The sequence below is a fragment of the Ruegeria sp. BJ6 genome (assembly GCF_056537885.1).
In genome coordinates, this window is the sequence record NZ_JBQFSG010000002.1 from 326,424 (window position 1) to 343,526 (window position 17,103).

Here is a 17,103-nt window from a genome sequence, read left to right on the forward strand (position 1 = left end):
ACGCATGAACTTTCACGAGGTGAGGTTCCCGGCCAATCTGAGCTTTGGCTCGGTTGGGGGACCGGAGCGGCGGACGGATATCGTGACGCTGGCCAATGGTTTCGAAGAACGCAACACCCCCTGGGCGCATTCGCGGCGACGTTACGACGCCGGGGTCGGGATGCGCTCGCTTGACGATGTCGAGGCGCTGATTTCGTTCTTTGAGGCCCGGCAGGGACAGATGTTCGGATTTCGCTGGAAAGACTGGTCGGATTTCAAATCGGGTGCGGCCACGGCAGATGTATCGATGCAGGATCAGGTGATCGGCAGAGGGGACGGCGCGCAGACCTCCTTTCAGCTGCGCAAATCCTATGCCTCGGGCGGGTTCAGCTATGAGCGGCCCATCGTCAAACCGGTTCTGGGCACCGTGCGGGTCGGACTTGAGCAGGACGAGCAGAAAGAGGGCGTGGATTTTGACGTCGATTTGACGACCGGCGTGATCACCTTGTTCAACCCTCCTGCCGAGGATGTACAGATCACAGCCGGGTTCGAGTTCGACGTGCCGGTGCGCTTTGATACCGACAAGATCCAGACCAGTGTCGCCAGCTTTCAGGCAGGCGATGTGCCGAATGTACCGGTGGTGGAGGTGCGGGTCTGATGGAGTTGAAGAAAAACGCCCTTTACGCACATGTCAAAACCGGCCTGACCACGCTGTGCCGGTGCTGGTCCATCACCCGGAAGGATGGGGTGGTGCACGGCTTTACCGATCACGATCTGGAGCTGAGCTTTGCCGGGGTCACGTTCAAGGCCAATACCGGGTTGACGGCCTCGGCCGTTGAGCAGGCGACCGGGTTGTCGATTGACAATGCCGAGGCGATGGGCGCGATCTCCGACGCTGCGGTGCGTGAAGAGGATATCGAAGCCGGCCGGTTCGACGCGGCCGAAGTGCGTGCGTGGCTGGTGAACTGGGCCGATACCAGTCAGCGTATTCTGCAGTTCCGGGGATCGATCGGTGAATTGCGGCGCGGCGGTGGTGCCTTTCATGCCGAGCTTCGCGGGCTGACCGATCTGCTGAACCGCCCGTTGGGGCGCGTGTATCAAAAGCCTTGTACAGCTGTGCTTGGCGACGAGAACTGCCAAATCAACATCTCGGACCCAAAGTTTTCGGGCAAGGCAGAAATCCTTCAGGTGGCAGACGGTGGCATTTTCCGGTTTGGGGGCATGGGCCGTTTTCAGAGCGGCTGGTTCAAACGAGGACGGCTGGAGATCATCTCGGGCAGCGCCAAGGGGCTGTGGGGGACGATCAAGCATGACAGGCTGCGCAAGGGCGTGCGGACCGTGGAACTGTGGCAGTCGATCGGCGGCGGCGTCGCTGTCGGTGATCAGGCACGGCTGATTGCTGGATGCGACAAGCGGATGCCGACTTGTCGAACAAAATTCGAAAACATTTTGAATTTTCAGGGTTTTCCGGACCTGCCCAGCGAGGATTGGGTGATGGCGGTGCCCAAGAAGGGCCAACCCAACAACGGGGGAAGCAGGCGGTGACAATTACACGGCAGAATATAGTCGATGAGGCGCGGACCTGGCTTGGAACCCCCTATGTGCATCAGGCGTCGGTCAAGGGGGCCGGAACGGATTGTCTGGGCCTGCTGCGCGGCGTCTGGCGAGAGCTGGTCGGGCACGAGCCCGAGGCGGTTCCGATTTACAGCACGGACTGGTCCGAGCCGCAGGGCGAAGAGCGGTTGTGGGATGCAGCCCGTCGCCATCTGGTCGAGAAACCCGGCCCTGATCTGGAGGCTGGCGATGTGCTGCTGTTCCGGATGCGCGATGTGGCCGTGGCCAAACATCTGGGGATCGTCAGCGCAACGGGTGAAGCTCCGCGTTTCATTCATGCCTATTCCGGGCATGGCGTTGTCGAAAACTCGCTGAGTGAGCCGTGGCGCCGCCGGGTGGTGGCGCGTTTCGAATTTCCCGAGGGGGTAAGCTGATGGCGACAATCATTCTATCGGCGGCGGGTGCCGCACTCGGTGGGTCAATCGGTGGAACGGTGGCCGGGTTGTCAACCGCGGTCATTGGCCGGGCGGTCGGAGCAACCGTTGGCCGCCTGATCGACCAGCGGATGATGAGCCAGAAGGTGATGGGCGGCGGCAGCGAGGTTGTCGAAACCGGCCGTCTGGACCGGTTCCGCCTGACCGAAACGGGCGAAGGCGCGCCAATGGCCACGGTTTTCGGGCGGATGCGGGTCGGCGGACAGGTGATCTGGGCCTCGGAATTTCTGGAAACGCGTAGCACGACGACTGCGTCCCAGACCACAGGCGGTGGAGGAGGCAAGGGAACGCCAAAGCAGCCCGAGGTCACGACGACAACCACCACGCACAATTACAGTTATTCGGTCTCGCTGGCGATTGCGGTGGGAACGGGCGAGATCGCGGATATCCCCAGAATCTGGGCGGATGGCGAGGAACTGGCCCATGACGATCTGAATATGCGGATATATCACGGGACGAAGGGCCAGTTGCCCGACCCGCTGATCGAAGCGACCGAGGGTGTCGGCAAGGTGCCTGCCTATCGCGGGACGGCGTATGTTGTGATCGAAGATCTGGCGCTGGGCCGTTTCGGCAATCGCGTTCCCCAGTTTTCGTTCGAAGTGGTCCGGCAGGAGCAAAAGGGCATGCCCGGCTACGGGGACAGGTTGGCCAGTATTATCAAGGGTGTGGCCTTGATGCCCGGCACAGGTGAATACACGCTGGCGCGTGATCAGATGAACTATACCAAAGGCAAGGGGCGGTCCTGGGCGGCCAATATGAACTCTCCGTCCGGCCTGTCGGATCTGGTGGCATCAACACGCGCCCTGCGACGCGAATTGCCGGGATGCGAGGCGGCCTCGCTGATCGTGTCATGGTTCGGCAGCGACTTGCGGTGCAACGCATGCCAGATTCGGCCCAAGGTCGTACAGGGCGATGTCGAGGGGGACACGATGCCGTGGCAGGTCGCCGGTCAGACCCGGTCTGCTGCGCAAAAGGTCAAACTGGTCGATGAGCGTCCGGTTTATGGTGGCACGCCCGCCGATGGCTCGGTTGTTCAGGCTATTCGGCACCTCAGGAGCCAGGGCAAGCGTGTCATGTTCTATCCGTTTATCCTGATGGATCAGCTTACGGACAACGGTTTGGCCGACCCGTGGTCGGATGCCGAACACCAGCCGCACCTGCCGTGGCGCGGGCGCATCACGCTGAGCAAGGCACCGGGCCGCGAAGGATCGCCCGACAAGACGGCTGCGGCGGATATGCAGGTGGCCAAGTTCTTTGGAACGGCGAAAGCGTCGGATTTTGTGATCGGCGATGGTGAGGTGACATATCACGGGCCACAGGAATGGGGGTTGCGTCGGTTCATTCTGCACTATGCAGCGCTGTGCGCGGCGGCAGGGGGCGTCAATTCGTTCTGCATCGGGTCCGAGATGCGGGCGCTGACCCAAATTCGGGGCGCATCGGGGTTTCCTGCGGTTGCGCAACTGAGATCTTTGGCGGCTGAAGTGCGGGCCTTGCTGGGGCCGAACACCAAGATCGGGTATGCGGCGGACTGGTCTGAGTATTTCGGGTATCAGCCTGACGATGGCAGCGGCGACAGGTATTTCCATCTGGACCCGTTATGGGCGGACGAGAACATAGATTTTGTCGGGATCGACAATTACATGCCGCTGTCCGATTGGCGGGATGGCGACGATCATCTGGATGCCGCCGCCGGGGCGCGGTCGATCTATGATCTGAAATATCTGCAAAGCAATATCGAGGGTGGCGAAGGGTACGACTGGTATTATCGGGGTTCGGATCAGTCCGATGCTCAAATTCGCACGCCCATCGAGGATGCCGATCACGGGGAGCCTTGGGTCTGGCGCTACAAGGATCTGCGCAACTGGTGGTCGAAACCGCATCACGAGCGGATCAACGGCGTTCGACGGCCCAAACGGACAGCATGGAAGCCGAAATCGAAACCGATCTGGTTCACCGAACTGGGATGTGCTGCCATCGACAAAGGGACGAACCAGCCGAACAAGTTCATTGATCCCAAATCATCGGAATCGAAGTATCCTAAGCACTCCAATGGCTTGCGTGACGATCTTATGCAGGTTCAATACCTGAGGGCCGTTTTGGGATATTGGAATGCGCCCGGAAAAAACCCGATGTCCGACGTCTATGGCAGGCGCATGATCGACCTGACCAACGCCTATGTCTGGGCGTGGGATGCGCGGCCATATCCGACATTTCCCAATTTGCGTGCGTTGTGGAGCGATGGTGACAATTATGCCCGTGGCCATTGGCTGAACGGGCGGTCCGGGTCGCGGACCCTGGCATCGGTCGTGGCGGAAATCTGTTACGCGTCAGGTGTCACGCAGATTGATGTGTCCGGGTTGTGGGGCATCGTCCGGGGCTATGTAATCGAGGATGTGACCGACGCCCGCTCGGCCTTGCAGCCCCTTATGCTGCGCTACGGGTTCGATGCGATTGAGCGGGATGGCGCGCTGAGATTCCGGATGCGCGACGGAAGAAACGCCGTCGAGATCGCGCCGGATGAGTTTGCGATCAGTGCGGAAATCGACGGCGATGTCGAACATGTGCGCGAGGCCGAGGCACAGATGACCGGGCGCGTGAGGCTGCGCTTTGTCCAGTCGGATGCGGATCATGACGTGATCGCCGAAGAGGTGGTTCTGCCGGATACCGAAACCCATGCCGTCGCGGTCAACGAAATGCCGTTGTCCATGACACGCAGCGAAGGCCGGCAAACCGTGGAAAGGTGGCTCAGCGAGGCGCGCGTCTCGCGCGAGACGGCGCGGTTTGCCTTGCCGCCTTCAAAGATGGAACTGGGTGCTGGTGACGTTGTTCGCCTTCCGGGAACCAGAGAAGGAGAGCAGGGCGGGCTGTATCGGATCGACCGGATTGAGCAGGCGGAAATGCAGCTGGCTGAAGCGGTCAGAATTCAGCCTGGTGTCTATCTGACCTCGGACCTGCCCGAAGATGAGGTCGCGGCCAAGGCCTTTGTGGCGCCCACGCCGGTCTTGCCGGTATTTCTGGATCTGCCGCTGATCACGGGTAACGAGGTGCCCTATGCCCCATATCTGGCGGTGGCAGCCAATCCGTGGCCGGGTAACGTTGCCGTCTATGCATCGTCAAACGACGAAGACTATGCGCTGCGCGAGGTCATCGCCAGCCAGGCCGTGATCGGGTTTACGGAAACGCCCCTTATCCGGGCAACACCCGGGCTTTGGGATGAAGGTGCCGCGCTGCGGGTCAATCTGATTGACGGGGTGTTGGAATCCCGCCCACGTCCGGCCCTGCTGAACGGTGCCAATCTGGCGGCCATCGGTGACGGCAGCACCGGAAACTGGGAGGTTTTTCAGTTCAGCAACGCGATGTTGCAAGGGAAAGGCATTTACGAGCTGACGGGTCGGTTGCGAGGACAGTTGGGCACGGATGCGATGATGCCGAATGTCTGGCCTGTCGGGTCGATGTTCGTGTTGCTGGATGACAGGGTGTATCAGACCGGGCTGTTGCGTTCGGAACGTCGTGTGGCCAAGAACTATCGAATTGGACCGGCAAGGCGCGGATACAACAACAGGTCGTATACCCATCTGGTCGAGGCCTTCGAGGGCAATGGCCTGAGGCCTTATTCTCCGGCACATCTTTCCGCGCGGCTTACGGGCGGTGGTACCCGGTTCTCGTGGATACGGCGTACTCGTGTTGACGGGGACGACTGGACCGGGCTGGACGTGCCATTGGGTGAAGAAAGCGAATCCTACATTCTGCGTATCCGCAAGAACGGTGAAGTTCGGCGAGAGATCGTCATCGGGGACCGCAACTGGTTGTACAGCTTGTCCAAACAGGCCGAAGACGGGATTTCCGGCGACTATGTGGTTGAAGTTGCACAGGTCTCGGCCACTTACGGGCCGGGTGCGTTCGCTGAACTTACGGTGAAGTAACCGGACCATGCGACCGGTTCTTCATGGGGATATCAGCGCGGCGGCGCGGGCATTGTTGTCCGTGCCGCCCGCCGAGCGCGAAGGTCAGTGTTTCCGCTTGTTGCGGCAGGCCGAGATCGCCGACCGATTTGTGGCGCGATACGGCAAGCTGCATCCAAGGTTCGGAAACGGGTCACTGATGGCGGTAGCGAGGTTGCAGAACCTGCCGGACGAGCCGAATTTCGACGATCTGCAATACTGCAGGTGCTTTGAAACCGTCCTGAGGTGTCTGATCCAGCACAGCGTCAGCCGGAGGCGCAGCTGACGCATTTGCTGGCGGCAAGATCCAGCTTCAGGCGCCCATGCGGAATTTCTTCACCGCAGTCTTCACAATAGCCGAACTCGCCTTCTTCAATGCGTTGAAGCGCGGCGTGCAAGCGGCTGGCCTCAACGTCGCGACGGGCCTGTTGTGCCTTGGCCATGGCCTGATTCTGCAGGGCGTCCATCCGGCTGAGACGGCCAACGGCCTGCTGATCAAGCTGAACGACGGCCTGCGCTTCCACTCCGGCGCTGGAATTTTGTTCCAATTCAGCCAGCTGTTTGTGGATCAGGGTTTCGAATTCTCTCAGATCTGTCTCATTCATTTCTGTTGTAACGCACATCAAGGGTTTGCGTTTGGCCTTTTTGCCCCTAGATGGCTATTCTAGGCGCAGCAAAGGACCAAAAGCCATGATTGAAACGCGCAGAAATCTGACACCTGTCGATCCGGTTTGGGATCGCATCACGACAGAAGCACATGCGGCTGTTGAGCAGGAACCGCTGATGGGCGGGCTGGTTCACGCCTGTATCCTGCATCACAAGAGCCTTGAGCGGGCGCTGTCGTATCGGATTGCGGCCAAGCTGTGTTCGAACGAGATGTCGATGATGGTGCTGCGCGAAATCGTGGACGAAGCCTATGCGGACGATCATCGCGTCGTTGATGCGGCGCGGGCCGATCTGATGGCGGTGTACGAGCGCGACCCGGCCTGCCACCGGTTGCTGCAACCGATTCTCTACTTCAAGGGATATCAGGCGATGCAGGCCTATCGCGTTGCCAATTGGCTGTGGCGTAAAGGGCGGCACGATCTGGCCTATTTCTTTCAGATGCGGTCATCGGAGATTTTCGGCATCGACATTCATCCGGCTGCACGGATTGGCCAGGGGATCATGATCGATCACGCCCATTCCATCGTTATCGGTGAGACCGCAGTTGTGGGCAACAATGTCTCGATGCTGCATTCGGTGACGCTGGGCGGAACCGGCAAGGAAGAGGAAGACCGCCATCCCAAGATCGGTGACGGTGTTCTGATCGGCGCCGGTGCCAAGGTGCTGGGTAACATTCAGGTCGGGAATTGCAGCCGGATCGCCGCCGGTTCCGTGGTGCTGCAGGAAGTTCCGCCCTGCAAGACGGTGGCCGGAATTCCGGCCAAGATCGTGGGCGAGGCCGGATGCGATCAGCCCGCAATCTCAATGGATCACATGCTGGGCAAGGATCAGTAACGCTCCTGAAACAGAAAAAGCCGCCTCGGTGAAAGAGGCGGCTTTTTTGTTGTTTACGTGCAGGCTCAGGCCAGCATGACCATGGGGTTTTCCAGATTATCCACGATGGCCTGAAGCAGCTGAGCCCCAAGCGCCCCGTCAATGACCCGGTGATCGACCGACATGGTAACTGACATTACGGTTGCGACGGTCAGCTCACCATCGTCCCCGACAACCGGTTTCTTCGCACCCGTACCAACGGCCAGAATTCCGGCATGAGGCGGGTTCACGATGGCATCGAAATTGTCGATGCCGAACATGCCGAGGTTGGAAACCGCAAAGGTGCCACCCTGATATTCATGCGGGGCAAGCTTGCGCTCGCGGGCGCGGGCGGCAAGGTCCTTCATCTCGGTCGAGAGGGCTGACAGCGATTTGGTGTCAGCATCCTGCAGGACCGGGGTGAACAGACCACCCTCGATGGCAACCGCAACAGCGACGTCCGAAGGTTTCAGCTGCAGTACCCGGTCGCCAGCCCAGACGGCGTTGCATTCAGGAACCTGTTGCAGCGCGTTGGCGACGGCCTTGATGATAAAGTCGTTTACGCTGAGCTTTACGCCGCGACCTTCCAGCTGTTTGTTCAGCTGGCCACGGAATTTCAGCAGGGCGTCCAGTTTGATCTCGCGGCGCAGATAGAAATGCGGGATTGTCTGCTTGGCTTCGCTCAGACGTGCGGCAATGGTTTTGCGCATACCGTCGAGCTTGATTTCTTCGTACTCGCGGCCTTCGTACATGCGGGCCACCATGTCTGCCGAAGGACCGGCCGGAGCAGCTGCCGGTGCGGGCACTGCCGCAGCAGCTGCTGGTGCAGCAGCCGGGGCCGGAGCAGTGGCAGTTGCACCTTCGACGTCGGCCTTGACGATGCGGCCATGCGGGCCGGAGCCTTTGATCTGCGCCAGATCGAGACCTTTCTGGGCCGCGATGCGCCGGGCAAGCGGCGAGGCAAAGACACGGCCACCGGCTGCAGTGGTCGGAGCTGCCGGGGCAGGGGCGGGCGCCTCGGACGCCGCTGGCGCGGCGGCCTCGTTGCTCGCGGCGGCTGGGGCCGCTTCAGGGGCTTTGGCCGGTGCCGCCGCAATATCATCGGCGCTTTCGCCATCTTCCAGCAGAACCGCGATGGCGGTGTTGACCTTGACCCCTTCGGTGCCTTCGGGGATCAGGATTTTGCCGATTGTACCTTCGTCGACGGCCTCGAACTCCATCGTGGCCTTGTCGGTTTCGATCTCGGCCAGCAGGTCACCGGAAGAGACGGTGTCGCCCTCTTTGACCAGCCATTTGGCAAGGGTGCCTTCCTCCATCGTCGGGGAAAGGGCGGGCATCAGAATTTCGGTAGGCATCTGTCTGTCGCTCCTTACCGGTAGGTCACTTGTTTGACGGCTGCGATTACCTCATCGGTGGTCACAAGCGCCAGTTTTTCCAGGTTCGCGGCGTAGGGCATCGGAACATCCTTGCCGGTGCAGTTGATGACCGGCGCGTCGAGATAGTCGAACGCTTCCTGCATGACCACGGAACTGATGTAGCTGCCGACGGAACCCTGCGGCCAGCCTTCTTCGACGGTCACCAGGCGGTTGGTTTTCATCACCGAGTTGATGATCGCGCCGGTGTCCATCGGGCGGATGGTGCGCAGGTCGATCACCTCGGCGCTGATGCCTTCCTCGGCCAGTTTGTCGGCGGCTTCCAATGCGAACTGCATGCCGATGCCAAAGCTGACGATGGTCACGTCCGAGCCTTCGCGCCAGATGCGGGCCTTGCCCAGCGGGACGGTCAGGTCGTCCACCTGCGGCACGTCAAAGGAACGACCGTAGAGGATTTCGTTTTCCAGAAAGACCACCGGGTTGGGGTCGCGGATAGCCGATTTCAGAAGACCTTTGGCGTCAGCCGCCGAATAGGGCATTACAACCTTGAGGCCGGGGACCTGCATGTACCACGCGGCGTAGTCCTGGCTATGCTGGGCAGCCACGCGCGCGGCGGCACCGTTGGGGCCACGGAACACGATGGGACAGCCCATCTGGCCGCCGGACATATAGAGCGTCTTGGCGGCAGAGTTGATGATCTGGTCAATCGCCTGCATGGCGAAGTTGAAGGTCATGAACTCGACAATCGGTTTCAGACCGCCAAAGGCGGACCCAACCGCGATACCGGCAAAGCCATGTTCGGTGATCGGGGTGTCGATCACGCGTTTGCTTCCGAACTCGTCCAGCAAACCTTGCGAGATCTTGTAGGCGCCCTGATATTCGGCGACTTCCTCGCCCATCAGATAGACGTCTTCGTCACCGCGCATTTCCTCGGCCATGGCATCGCGCAGGGATTCACGGACCGTTTGCGATTTCATCTCGGCGTCTGCGGGCCAGTCTGGCGAGAGGTCAACGACCGGTGCGGCGGGTGCTGCAGCGGCAGGAGCGGGCGCCGGGGCCGCCGCAGGGGCCGCGTCTGCCACCGCTTCGGCTGCGGGCGCAGCCGAGGGCAGGGCGGATGCGTCTTCGCCTTCTTCGACGAGGATCGCGATGGGGGTGTTCACTTTGACCCCTTCGGTGCCTTCAGCGATCAGGATCTTGCCGACGATACCTTCATCGACGGCCTCGAACTCCATCGTGGCCTTGTCGGTTTCGATCTCGGCCATGATGTCGCCGGACGACACGGAGTCGCCTTCCTTGACCAGCCATTTGGCCAATGTGCCTTCTTCCATCGTGGGCGAAAGGGCGGGCATGAGAATTTCGGTTGCCATGTCTTATTCGTCCTCTCAGGCGTAGATATCGGTCCAGAGCTCGTCCAGCGACGGCTCAGGGCTTTCTTTCGAGAATTCGGCGGCCTGATTAACGATCTCTTTGATTTCCTTGTCGATCGCCTTCAGATCATCCTCGGTCGCGTGTTTGCCGGACAGCAGCAACTCGCGCACATGTTCGATCGGGTCGCTTTGTTCGCGCACCTTCTGAACCTCTTCGCGGGTGCGGTACTTGGCCGGGTCGGACATCGAGTGGCCGCGATAGCGGTATGTCTTGACCTCAAGGATATACGGCCCCTTGCCCGCGCGGCAGTGGGCAACGGCCTTTTCGCTGGCCTCTTTCACGGCCAGAACATCCATGCCGTTGACGATTTCACCGGGGATGCCGAATGCCTCGCCGCGGTGATAGATGTCTTTGGTCGAGGTCGAGCGCGCCTGAGCGGTGCCCATGGCGTATTGGTTGTTCTCGATCACGAAGATGACCGGCAGGTCCCAAAGGGCAGCCATGTTGAAGGTCTCATAGACCTGACCCTGGTTTGCGGCGCCGTCACCGAAATAGGTAAACGTCACGCGACCGTTGCCTTTGTACTTGTCCGCGAAGGCGAGACCGGCGCCCAAAGGAACCTGTGCGCCGACGATGCCGTGGCCGCCGTAGAAATGTTTCTCTTTCGAGAACATGTGCATTGAGCCGCCTTTGCCTTTGGACAGCCCGCCCTCGCGCCCGGTCAGTTCGGCCATCACGCCGCCCGGGTCCATACCGCAGGCCAGCATATGGCCGTGATCGCGGTACGAGGTGATGCGCTTGTCACCTTCTTCGGCCGCAGCCTCGAGGCCGACCACAACGGCCTCCTGTCCGATATAGAGGTGGCAGAAACCGCCGATCAGGCCCATGCCATACAGCTGGCCAGCCTTTTCCTCGAATCGGCGGATCAGCAGCATTTCGCGGTAGTAGTGTTTCAGCTCATCCGCCGAAACGTTTGGTTTCTTTGTGGTTTTTCGCGCGGCCATCGTGGCGATCTCCCCCTTACGGCAAGATAGTTTAGCGTTAAACTATCTCATAAAGCATTTCGCGGCGTCTGGCGAGGGGAAATGTGACGCAGCGTCGTCCGGGGCGGCGGGTCGCTTGCTGCGGTTAATAAAAGACCTAAAAAAACGACACCCAGATGAACTTAGCGCCTAAGACACATTGGTGATCTGTTGAGGGTTAGCCAGTTCGTGAAACGCTTTAGCGAATGACGATTTCGTCTGCACGGATCAGGCCCAGAACCGAGCGCGCCTGCTGGTCCAGCAGGTCGAGGTCAAGGTAGGTGTCTGACAGGCGGCGGGTGAGGTTTTCTGTCCTTGCGATTTCTGCATCCAGCCGCGCAAGGTCGCGTGACAGGGCGTCCCGTTCCGCAGCGATCTCGACCCGACGGAACAGGCCATAGTCGCCCTGCACGGCAGCGAAGGTGAAATAAACACCCAGCATGAATGCCACTGCAAAGAACAACGCTGCGCCCAAACCGGGCCGATGGGAACGGGACACTCTGTTTACCGCCGTATGAAGTCTGCCTCAATAACGTGCCCTTTTCGGGCATCTGTCAGCACTATGTCACAGGTGATTCGGGTTGTGAATCCCCGAAATCGCAAAAAGATGTCAAATGATTCGAAATAGATAATTCAGGCGCCCCGAGCAGGGCGCCTGTTTGTTCGGAGCTATTGTTCCAGCGCGGCGACACCGGGCAATGTCTTGCCTTCCATCCATTCCAGAAATGCACCGCCAGCGGTGGAGATGTAGGAAAAATCGCCTGCCGCACCCGATGCGTTGAGGGCCGCAACTGTATCTCCACCACCGGCAACCGATATCAGCTTGCCCGCACGGGTCAGCGCCGCAGCCTTGAGTGCCGCGGCGTTTGTTGCTGCGTCGAACGGCTCAAGCTCGAACGCGCCCAGCGGACCATTCCAGATCAGGGTCTGGCTTTGTTCAAAAATCTCGACGATTGCGTCGATGCTGTCAGGGCCTGCATCCAGGATCAGACCTTCTTCGGGGCACTGATCAGCGGGCAAAACCTGATGCGGCGCGTGGGACTCGAACTTTTCGGCAACCACGATGTCGCTGGGCAGGATGATCTTGCATCCCGATGCCTCGGCCTTGGCCAGAATTTCGGCGGCGGTGTCTTTCATGATGCGTTCGGCCAGAGACTTGCCCACGTTCAGCCCCTTGGCAACGAGGAAGGTGTTGGCCATGCCGCCACCGATCACAAGGTAATCCACCTTTTCGATCAGGTTGCCCAGCAATTCCAGCTTGGTGGAAACTTTGGCGCCGCCAACAACCGCTGTGACGGGGCGATTGGGAGCACCAAGCGCGCTTTCCAACGCTTCCAGTTCGGCCTGCATCAAGCGGCCTGCGCAGGCGGGCAGAAGCCGGGCGATGGCCTCGGTCGAGCTGTGGGCCCGGTGCGCGGCGGAAAAGGCGTCGTTGCAGTAAACATCGCCAAGCCGGGCCATACCAGCGGCCAGGTCGGGATCGTTTTTGGTTTCGGCAGCGTGGAAGCGGGTGTTTTCCAGCAGCAATACCTCGCCCGGCTGCAATTCTCCGGCAGCCAGTTCCGCTGCCGTACCGACGCAATCGGCGGCAAACAGAACCTTGGTTTCGAATGCGCGTTCCAGCGTCGGGATCAGCTGGTTCAGCGACAGGTTTTCGCGGCGCTCACCACCGGGACGACCGAAATGCGCCAGCAGGATCGGCTTACCACCCGCCGCGATGATGTCGCGCACGGTGGGGATGATGCGGCGGATACGGGTCGAGTCGGTCACCACGCCGTCCACGATCGGCACGTTGATATCCACGCGTACAAGCACGCGCTTGCCGTTCAGGTCCATGTCGTCCAGTGTTTTCCAGCCCATCGCGTTCACTCCGCCGCTTGCATCAGATTTGGGCGGTTCTTTTCCTGCATTTTGCCCTCAGGTCAATGCGTCACTTGGCATTCGCGCGCCCGGCGCATAGGTATTTGCGCAATACCAAACGACAGGAGGGCCAGATGGCCGAGATCAAGGATCCCGAAAACACAATCATCATCGAACTGAAGGACGGTAATGTCGTCATCGAATTGCTGCCAGATGTTGCCCCTCAGCACAGCGAGCGCATGAAGGAACTGGCGCGCGCGGGTGAATATGACAACGTGGCCTTTCACCGGGTGATCGACGGCTTTATGGCCCAGACCGGCGATGTGCAGCACGGTGATATGGAAGACGGGTTCAACCTGCGCATGGCGGGAACCGGCGGGTCGTCGCTGCCGAACGTTCCGGCCGAATTCTCGAAACTGCCGCATGACCGGGGCACGCTGGGCGCTGCGCGTTCGCAGAACCCGAACTCGGCCAATTCGCAGTTCTTCATCAATTTCAAGGACAACCACTTCCTGAATGGGCAATACACCGTTTACGGCCGTGTGATTGACGGCATGGAGCACGTGGATGCCATCGTACGTGGTGAGCCGCCTGCAAGCCCCGACCGTATGATCAGCGTCAAGGTGGCCGCAGATGCATAAGCTGGCCGCCGTATTTGCCCTGATGGCCAGCCCTGCGCTGGCGACAGGTTTGCAGATCGAGGTTGAGGGTGAGGCGAATGGCACAATCACCATCGACCTGTTCGACGATGTAGCGCCCAAGCACGTGGAGCAGATCACTGCACTGGCCAGCGAAGGCCTGTATGACGGTGTCGTGTTTCATCGCGTGATCGACGGGTTCATGGCCCAGACCGGCGACGTGGAACATGGCAAGCTGGGCAGTGACATGGGCCGCGCGGGAACCGGTGGTTCGGACCGCCCGGACCTGCCTGCCGAGTTCTCGGATATCACCTATGATCGTGGTGTCGTCGGCATGGCGCGTTCGCAGAACCCCAACAGCGCCAATTCGCAGTTCTTTATCATGTTCGCTCCTGGCCCGTTCCTTGATGGCCAATATACGGTTGTTGGCAAGGTTACGGACGGCATGGACGTGGTTGACGCAATCAAGCGCGGCACTGGTCAGAACGGGGCCGTGGTCGGCCAGCCTGACGTGATGAAAAAGGTCACTGTGACCGAATGAATCCTGATCCCGGCGCTTGCAGAGGCGCCGGGTCATATCGCGGCGTTATTGGTCGATGAAGCCGCGGATCGCCTGATTGTAAGCTTCGGGCGCCTGAAACGAGGCAAAGTGACTGACGTCCTTTAAAATCAGCAGATTTGCTTCTGGTATCGCCTCGGCAATCGCCTTCGAGTGTGCTTCCAGAATGGCCTCGTCATGTTCGCTTTGCACAACAAGTGTGGGGACGGTTACGGATTGAAGTGAGTCCACCCCACCGGGTTTCTCGGTACCCCACATGGTTGCGACACCGCCCATAAATCCTTCGAAGCCATCAGGGGTAGGGGACATCTCTGCGTAATCCTGCGCCATCATGCCGACATAAGCCCCAAAGACTTCGTTGGTCTCGACCGACGGGTCGATGCCGTCCAGACTGACATTCCCGGCATGTGCAAAATGGCTTGCCAGTCGATCAGGAGAGGTGGTCGAGATCACGTAGCCGATATTTGCCCCGTCAGACCATCCAACCAGATGCACCTTGTCCACACTCAGGTGATCCAGAAGCGCTAGATAATCCTGCGCCAGAAGGTCGTAGGTATAGGCGCTGCCGTCATTGGTCGAACGCCCGTGACCACGTGTATCCGCCACGATGACCCGGTGGTCCTGCGACAGGTCCGCGACCTGTGCAGCCCAGATATCGCCATGGGCAAGTCCGCCATGGATCAGCAGAACGGGGTCTCCATCGCCCTCTCCATAGGTGGCATAGTACATGTTAATACCGTTGACCTCGGCGGTGCCGCTTTCAACTGCTTCGGGCATGGCGGGTGGCTCCGGGATTGAAAGCCATTGGTCCTCGGCAAATGCTGCAGTAGCCGTGAATCCGGCTGCTATTGCCGCGATCAGCTTCAACATCGTCATCTCCTTGTTTTAGCTGGCCCAAATCAACGTCTGATTTTGGATCAGAGTCGCTGATTATTGTCTCCGCCGACGACTGCGAACAAAGGCCAATGTTCCCAATCCGCCAATCAGCAATGGAAGAGAAGCTGGTAACGGCACCGGCGCTGGTGAGCCAACATTTATCGTGATCTGATCATTGGGCAATCCAAACGTGTAGCTTCCTGATGTCAGACCCATTGCCGCCAAAGTGGTAGATCCGAATACAAGGCTTCCGGACAGCAAACCGCCGCTGTAACCGGTAGGTACGTACAGTTCACCGAACACGGAAACAAAACCAAATGGATCGCCTGATGACGACGTAGCCGTGTAATATCCAGGTGATCCAAAACCAACGAAAAATGGCGAAGGCGCAAGATACCTGTCCCATGTGGAAGTGAGATTGAGTATATCCGCCTGCGGGGCGCCAAAGGCATAGTTGTAGATGCTCGATCTCAGGTGGGAGGCTGTATTCGCGAAAGTTAACCCGGTAAGATCAAGAGACCCGGAATAGGTACCCACCACATCTCCACCGCTTTCATAAAACGACGTAACAACGATGGCTTCTGATTGTTCTGCAATACAGGCAGTGGCCATCGCCGCGCACAAGAGTTTCCAGAGTTTCAACGTACTTGCCCCCCAAATAATCGCAACCAAAACTCTGACGACAATATATCAAATTGGGAAAATTTCCAACTTTCACCTTTGTTTGTGCGATTTGCGGAAGCAGAAGCGCCCGCCGGCCAAGGAAAAGTTCGATTGAACACGCCTTTAATTTCTCGCAAGACGCACGGCGATAAGCGGGTGGTTGTGAGGCAGGTTTCTATCCGGTGTTCGCTGCAAATCTTTTCACGACCACGTGTGCGGGACTGGCCGAATGTGGCTTGGAGGTTCACGATAGTTCGCGAATTCGGAGCACACCATGCGCATCATCGTTGCAGTCGCGCTGATCCTGTTGGCCGTGTCCGCGCAGGCCAATCCCGGGGCCTGGCGGGGTGAGTGGCCGGATACGGACTTTGGAAAGACCACCATTCAAAGCTGGGCAGAGATCCAATCAGGCGGCCCGCCAAAAGATGGCATTCCTGCACTAAGCGATCCCAAGTTCGTTCGTGCTTCCGGTAAATCCGGCCTTGCAAAAGCAGAAGCGGTCATAACGGTGGAGCTGAGCGGTCAGACGCCCCGCGCTTATCCGATCCGCTACCTCATGTGGCACGAGATCGTGAACGACCGGATCGGCAACAAGCTGGTTGCCGTGACCTATTGCCCGCTTTGCAACTCGGCCATTGTATTTGACCGCCGCACGCCGCGCGGCGTTCTGACCTTTGGCGTTTCCGGCAAGCTGCGCAACTCGGACATGGTGATGTATGACCGGGAAACCCAAAGCTGGTGGCAGCAGGCAACGGGTGAGGCGATTGTGGGTCGTCTGACGGGTACGCAGTTAAAGGCATTGCCGGTCTGGATGGAAAGCTGGGCCGAGTTTCGTGGCCGCAACCCCAATGGTCTGGTAATGGCCGAACCGGCGCACAACCGCGACTATGGCCGCAACCCGTATCGTGGCTACGATACCTCACGCCGTCCTTTCCTGTATTCGGGAGAGATGCCCCCACACGGCGTTCATCCCCTGGAGCGTGTCGTTCGGGTGGGGGAGAGAGCGTGGCCCATGTCCCGGCTCAGCGACGCGGGTGTCGTGACCGAGGCCGGTGTGACGATCAGCTGGTTGCCGGGGCAGGCATCGGCGCTTGATGCAGGGCGCGTTGGCAAAGGGCGCGATGTAGGTTCCATCCGGGTGCGCAATGCCAAGGGCCAGAACGTCACCCACGACGTGATGTTCGCATTTGCCTTTCATGCGTTCTGGCCGGACGGGCAGTGGATGATGGGCAACTGACCCTGTCAGACCGACTTT

At 59.6% G+C, this 17,103-nt stretch carries 17 protein-coding genes; 9 read left to right on the forward strand and 8 right to left on the reverse strand.

Annotation, left to right across the window (positions count from 1 at the left end; all coding sequences use genetic code 11):
• Positions 1-4 precede the first annotated feature (4 nt).
• Genes ACR0D6_RS06925 through ACR0D6_RS06945 form a run of 5 tightly spaced genes read left to right on the forward strand, consistent with a single transcriptional unit; the run spans position 5 to position 6,254 of the window.
• Complete coding sequence (locus ACR0D6_RS06925; protein ID WP_170651935.1) at positions 5-637, forward strand: DUF2460 domain-containing protein; 633 nt, start codon at positions 5-7, stop codon at positions 635-637.
• Positions 637-1,524, forward strand: coding sequence for a DUF2163 domain-containing protein (locus ACR0D6_RS06930; RefSeq protein WP_480764963.1), 888 nt, complete (start codon positions 637-639; stop codon positions 1,522-1,524). The genes ACR0D6_RS06925 and ACR0D6_RS06930 overlap by 1 nt, the downstream gene beginning before the upstream one ends.
• A complete protein-coding gene (locus tag ACR0D6_RS06935; RefSeq protein WP_170651939.1) occupies positions 1,521-1,967 on the forward strand; it encodes an NlpC/P60 family protein in 447 nt (148 codons plus the stop codon). Before ACR0D6_RS06930 ends, ACR0D6_RS06935 begins: the two co-directional genes overlap by 4 nt.
• The gene (locus tag ACR0D6_RS06940) at positions 1,967-5,950 is read left to right on the forward strand and encodes a baseplate multidomain protein megatron (protein ID WP_480764964.1); all 3,984 of its coding nucleotides are present in this window, start codon (positions 1,967-1,969) and stop codon (positions 5,948-5,950) included. The genes ACR0D6_RS06935 and ACR0D6_RS06940 overlap by 1 nt, the downstream gene beginning before the upstream one ends.
• A 7-nt stretch (positions 5,951-5,957) precedes the next feature.
• Entirely contained in the window at positions 5,958-6,254 is a 297-nt protein-coding gene (locus tag ACR0D6_RS06945; RefSeq protein ID WP_480764965.1) for a DUF7742 family protein, read from the forward strand.
• Here the strand turns inward: ACR0D6_RS06945 and ACR0D6_RS06950 are convergent.
• Complete coding sequence (locus ACR0D6_RS06950) at positions 6,235-6,573, reverse strand: TraR/DksA family transcriptional regulator (RefSeq protein WP_480764966.1); 339 nt, start codon at positions 6,571-6,573, stop codon at positions 6,235-6,237. The genes ACR0D6_RS06945 and ACR0D6_RS06950 overlap by 20 nt on opposite strands.
• 85 nt (positions 6,574-6,658) lie before the next feature.
• Between ACR0D6_RS06950 and cysE the strand changes: the two genes are divergently transcribed.
• On the forward strand, positions 6,659-7,468 hold the full coding sequence (gene cysE / locus ACR0D6_RS06955; protein ID WP_170651947.1) for a serine O-acetyltransferase: 810 nt from the start codon (positions 6,659-6,661) through the stop codon (positions 7,466-7,468).
• A 65-nt stretch (positions 7,469-7,533) separates the two neighbouring features.
• Here cysE and ACR0D6_RS06960 read toward each other — a convergent pair whose 3' ends face one another.
• The 5 genes from ACR0D6_RS06960 to ACR0D6_RS06980 form a co-directional block, all read right to left on the reverse strand.
• A complete protein-coding gene (locus tag ACR0D6_RS06960; protein WP_480764967.1) occupies positions 7,534-8,841 on the reverse strand; it encodes a pyruvate dehydrogenase complex dihydrolipoamide acetyltransferase in 1,308 nt (435 codons plus the stop codon).
• Between the two features lie 14 nt (positions 8,842-8,855).
• Positions 8,856-10,229, reverse strand: coding sequence for a pyruvate dehydrogenase complex E1 component subunit beta (locus ACR0D6_RS06965; protein ID WP_480764968.1), 1,374 nt, complete (start codon positions 10,227-10,229; stop codon positions 8,856-8,858).
• A 15-nt stretch (positions 10,230-10,244) separates the two neighbouring features.
• Complete coding sequence (pdhA, locus tag ACR0D6_RS06970) at positions 10,245-11,234, reverse strand: pyruvate dehydrogenase (acetyl-transferring) E1 component subunit alpha (protein WP_480449879.1); 990 nt, start codon at positions 11,232-11,234, stop codon at positions 10,245-10,247.
• Between the two features lie 217 nt (positions 11,235-11,451).
• Positions 11,452-11,751, reverse strand: a complete 300-nt coding sequence (locus tag ACR0D6_RS06975) for a septum formation initiator family protein (protein WP_170651955.1) — start codon at positions 11,749-11,751, stop codon at positions 11,452-11,454.
• Positions 11,752-11,921: 170 nt separating this feature from the next.
• Positions 11,922-13,112, reverse strand: coding sequence for a phosphoglycerate kinase (locus ACR0D6_RS06980; RefSeq protein WP_480725541.1), 1,191 nt, complete (start codon positions 13,110-13,112; stop codon positions 11,922-11,924).
• 134 nt (positions 13,113-13,246) lie between these two features.
• Between ACR0D6_RS06980 and ACR0D6_RS06985 the strand changes: the two genes are divergently transcribed.
• Together ACR0D6_RS06985 and ACR0D6_RS06990 are read left to right on the forward strand one after the other, a co-directional pair.
• Complete coding sequence (locus ACR0D6_RS06985; protein WP_480725538.1) at positions 13,247-13,753, forward strand: peptidylprolyl isomerase; 507 nt, start codon at positions 13,247-13,249, stop codon at positions 13,751-13,753.
• Positions 13,746-14,291, forward strand: coding sequence for a peptidylprolyl isomerase (locus ACR0D6_RS06990; protein WP_480725536.1), 546 nt, complete (start codon positions 13,746-13,748; stop codon positions 14,289-14,291). The genes ACR0D6_RS06985 and ACR0D6_RS06990 overlap by 8 nt, the downstream gene beginning before the upstream one ends.
• 45 nt (positions 14,292-14,336) lie before the next feature.
• Here ACR0D6_RS06990 and ACR0D6_RS06995 read toward each other — a convergent pair whose 3' ends face one another.
• Both ACR0D6_RS06995 and ACR0D6_RS07000 read right to left on the reverse strand, forming a co-directional pair.
• A complete protein-coding gene (locus tag ACR0D6_RS06995) occupies positions 14,337-15,179 on the reverse strand; it encodes an alpha/beta fold hydrolase (RefSeq protein ID WP_480764969.1) in 843 nt (280 codons plus the stop codon).
• 60 nt (positions 15,180-15,239) lie between these two features.
• Positions 15,240-15,827: a VPLPA-CTERM sorting domain-containing protein gene (locus ACR0D6_RS07000; RefSeq protein ID WP_480764970.1), complete on the reverse strand. Its 588-nt coding sequence runs from the start codon at positions 15,825-15,827 to the stop codon at positions 15,240-15,242.
• A gap of 295 nt (positions 15,828-16,122) precedes the next feature.
• Between ACR0D6_RS07000 and ACR0D6_RS07005 the strand changes: the two genes are divergently transcribed.
• Positions 16,123-17,085: a DUF3179 domain-containing protein gene (locus tag ACR0D6_RS07005; RefSeq protein WP_480764971.1), complete on the forward strand. Its 963-nt coding sequence runs from the start codon at positions 16,123-16,125 to the stop codon at positions 17,083-17,085.
• Positions 17,086-17,103: the final 18 nt, after the last annotated feature.

What these genes read in the sequence shown, in the direction of transcription:
- ACR0D6_RS06945 (WP_480764965.1), top strand. Translation starts at nt 5,958, where the DNA reads ATGCGACCGGTTCTTCATGGGGATATCAGCGCGGCGGCGCGGGCATTG.
- ACR0D6_RS06995 (WP_480764969.1), bottom strand. Translation starts at nt 15,179, where the DNA reads ATGTTGAAGCTGATCGCGGCAATAGCAGCCGGATTCACGGCTACTGCA.
- ACR0D6_RS06980 (WP_480725541.1), bottom strand. Translation starts at nt 13,112, where the DNA reads ATGGGCTGGAAAACACTGGACGACATGGACCTGAACGGCAAGCGCGTG.
- ACR0D6_RS06940 (WP_480764964.1), top strand. Translation starts at nt 1,967, where the DNA reads ATGGCGACAATCATTCTATCGGCGGCGGGTGCCGCACTCGGTGGGTCA.
- ACR0D6_RS06960 (WP_480764967.1), bottom strand. Translation starts at nt 8,841, where the DNA reads ATGCCTACCGAAATTCTGATGCCCGCCCTTTCCCCGACGATGGAGGAA.
- ACR0D6_RS06950 (WP_480764966.1), bottom strand. Translation starts at nt 6,573, where the DNA reads ATGAATGAGACAGATCTGAGAGAATTCGAAACCCTGATCCACAAACAG.
- ACR0D6_RS06930 (WP_480764963.1), top strand. Translation starts at nt 637, where the DNA reads ATGGAGTTGAAGAAAAACGCCCTTTACGCACATGTCAAAACCGGCCTG.
- ACR0D6_RS06965 (WP_480764968.1), bottom strand. Translation starts at nt 10,229, where the DNA reads ATGGCAACCGAAATTCTCATGCCCGCCCTTTCGCCCACGATGGAAGAA.
- ACR0D6_RS06985 (WP_480725538.1), top strand. Translation starts at nt 13,247, where the DNA reads ATGGCCGAGATCAAGGATCCCGAAAACACAATCATCATCGAACTGAAG.
- ACR0D6_RS06990 (WP_480725536.1), top strand. Translation starts at nt 13,746, where the DNA reads ATGCATAAGCTGGCCGCCGTATTTGCCCTGATGGCCAGCCCTGCGCTG.
- pdhA (WP_480449879.1), bottom strand. Translation starts at nt 11,234, where the DNA reads ATGGCCGCGCGAAAAACCACAAAGAAACCAAACGTTTCGGCGGATGAG.
- ACR0D6_RS06925 (WP_170651935.1), top strand. Translation starts at nt 5, where the DNA reads ATGAACTTTCACGAGGTGAGGTTCCCGGCCAATCTGAGCTTTGGCTCG.
- cysE (WP_170651947.1), top strand. Translation starts at nt 6,659, where the DNA reads ATGATTGAAACGCGCAGAAATCTGACACCTGTCGATCCGGTTTGGGAT.
- ACR0D6_RS07005 (WP_480764971.1), top strand. Translation starts at nt 16,123, where the DNA reads ATGCGCATCATCGTTGCAGTCGCGCTGATCCTGTTGGCCGTGTCCGCG.